This window comes from Streptomyces sp. NPDC093984 (assembly GCF_044764595.1).
Classification (GTDB): Bacteria; Actinomycetota; Actinomycetes; order Streptomycetales; family Streptomycetaceae; genus Streptomyces; species Streptomyces cynarae.
On sequence record NZ_JBIWIM010000047.1, the window covers coordinates 1 to 2,046 of the forward strand.

Annotated in this window: 3 protein-coding genes; all 3 read right to left on the reverse strand. The window is 65.7% G+C overall.

Annotated elements, in window-relative coordinates; genetic code table 11:
- Nucleotides 1-176: 176 nt before the first annotated feature.
- The 3 genes from ACIRC0_RS39620 to ACIRC0_RS39630 all read right to left on the reverse strand — a co-directional run bounded on the left by ACIRC0_RS39620 (nucleotide 177) and on the right by ACIRC0_RS39630 (nucleotide 1,628).
- The gene (locus ACIRC0_RS39620) at nucleotides 177-704 is read right to left on the reverse strand and encodes a transposase (protein ID WP_403626988.1); all 528 of its coding nucleotides are present in this window, start codon (nucleotides 702-704) and stop codon (nucleotides 177-179) included.
- Nucleotides 701-1,099 (reverse strand): winged helix-turn-helix domain-containing protein, encoded by a 399-nt coding sequence (locus tag ACIRC0_RS39625; RefSeq protein ID WP_403626991.1) that lies wholly within the window; start codon nucleotides 1,097-1,099, stop codon nucleotides 701-703. The genes ACIRC0_RS39620 and ACIRC0_RS39625 overlap by 4 nt, the downstream gene beginning before the upstream one ends.
- A gap of 334 nt (nucleotides 1,100-1,433) precedes the next feature.
- Nucleotides 1,434-1,628, reverse strand: a complete 195-nt coding sequence (locus ACIRC0_RS39630; RefSeq protein ID WP_403626993.1) for a hypothetical protein — start codon at nucleotides 1,626-1,628, stop codon at nucleotides 1,434-1,436.
- Nucleotides 1,629-2,046: the final 418 nt, after the last annotated feature.

Consider the following 2,046-nt stretch of genomic DNA (forward strand, 5'->3'; position numbering starts at 1 on the left):
TCAGCACGTACCTGCAGACCAATCACCAGTTGACGCTACCGTCAAAGCTCCGTCCAGTTACCTCGTACTCCAAGATCCGCCGGACAGGCCCTAGTGATCTGGCGGGTCTTTGCCTGCCAGATCACCCCACCGCCGGCGGATTACTGAGCTTGAACTCGTGGTGTCGTCTTCCATGATCAGGGGTTGATGGTCAGTCCCGTCTCGGCGAGGCAGCCGTCTATGAGGTGGCTGCGGTACTGGATGTGGCGGAGGCCGCGTCGGATGCGTTGCATCAGGTGCTCCGGGGTGGTGAACGCGACGTTGGAGAGCCAGCCGCGCCGTAGCAGGGACCAGACACCTTCGACGGGGTTGAGGTCGGGTGCGTAGGGCTGCAGGTAGTAGATGGTCAGCCAGTCCCGGGTAGCGGCGAATTCTCGCAGGTCGGCGGCCTTGTGGACGTTGAGGTTGTCCCAGACCAGGACGATCGGGCCGCCTAGCTGCTGGTGTGCTGCGATTAGCAGGTCGCGGTAGTCCTGCCAGGAGAAGCTTTTGCGCCCGTCGCGGTTGCCGTCGTCGCGGCGGGGCCGGTAGATCAGCCGTGAGCGGTGGCCGGGTTTGTAGCAGGTCAGGGCGGCGATGGAGATACGTCTGCGGGAGCGGCCCCGGACCGGCACCACCGGGGTCCGGCCGCGCTGTGACCAGGTCTTCGCGTGCGGCGGCGTCATGGAGAAGCCGGCTTCGTCTTCGAAGACCAGCCAGGCTCCACGGGCCGCCGCGAGTCTTCCGCGCAGGGCCAGGTCTCCTTCACCCAGCCGGCCACGGCTTCGTCGTCCCGCTCCATCGCGCGTCGGGCCGGAACCTGGCAGGACCAGCCGTTGCGGACCATCAGCTTCCGAACGCCCTGGATCGTGTAGGTCAGGTGGAAGCGTCGGCCGATCACGGTCTTGATCCGGCCCAGGGTCCAGCGCTGGTCCTCCCAGCCGTGTGCGGCCGGACCTTTGGCCAGCTCCACCTCCAGTTGCGCGAACTGCTTCTTGCTCAGCCTCGGCAGCGACGCCGGCCCCTGCGACCGCAGAGCACGCGGACCGCCTTCCTCCCAAGCCTGCCGCCATCGCTGCACCGACCGGACACTGACGCGCAGGTCTTTGGCGACTACCGAACTCGCCTCACCCCGGGCGAACCGCTCGGCCGCCTGGAGCCGTAACTCCTGGCGAACTGCTGACGTTCGGCAGTCAGCCCGCCACCCTGTGGATACCGCATCCCCCGGTGATACCGCAGGGAGCTACGGCCCGTCAGCCCCTACGACACCACGAGTTGAACCTCAGTAGCCGACGGTGGCCGCGGTGATCGCGCTGGGTCGCAGCACACACCTCCCCCCGGGCCTGGGCGGCATGGGGGCGGTAGTACCGGCTACTGCGAGGGTCGATTGTGCTGTTGCGGCGGCTTTCCCGGCGTCACTCCTCCCGTGACGGCACCCGGGCCGCCAATTCCGCCGCGAAGTGCCGGGCCTGGGCGCCCCAGTCATGGTCGGTGGCGCCGAAGTGCTGCAACACTTCCAGTAACTGGTGCGCCTCCGAGAGGGTAAACAAGGGCAGGCGCGGCTCCGTTGCCTCAGGCAGGTCCAGCTCTGCATCGAGAAGATCATCCATGACCGGAGGAACGGACGGCGGGGCGAAGTGGTTACGGGTGCGCCACTTCGCTACTCATGGGCACGGTTTCAACCCAAGGCCTACAACAGCGGCCTCACTGGGCAGATTCACCACTCGACACGAACATTCCTAACGAGCTCGTGCACGGTAGGCGGTGAGGTGTCGAGTTCTTGATCGTCGATCATGGTCGTGTGGTGGGGAACGCGTCTCGTGCAGCGATCATCAGCGATCGGAGGATCACGGGCCTGTCGGCTGACGTGATCGCTGAACTCGTCGCTGGGGTAGGGCCGTTGTGGCACGAGCGACACCAGGCCAAGCTCGCGTCTAGTAGGACTCCGTTAGGTCTGTGTGTCGACCTTGTTCTGGGGCACGGTGAGTATGTGGATGCACATGAAGTGAACCGTGTTCGGGCGACGTT

Excerpts from the sequence above, each read along its gene's own strand:
- ACIRC0_RS39620 (WP_403626988.1), bottom strand. The coding sequence starts at position 704 with ATGACGCCGCCGCACGCGAAGACCTGGTCACAGCGCGGCCGGACCCCG.
- ACIRC0_RS39630 (WP_403626993.1), bottom strand. The coding sequence starts at position 1,628 with ATGGATGATCTTCTCGATGCAGAGCTGGACCTGCCTGAGGCAACGGAG.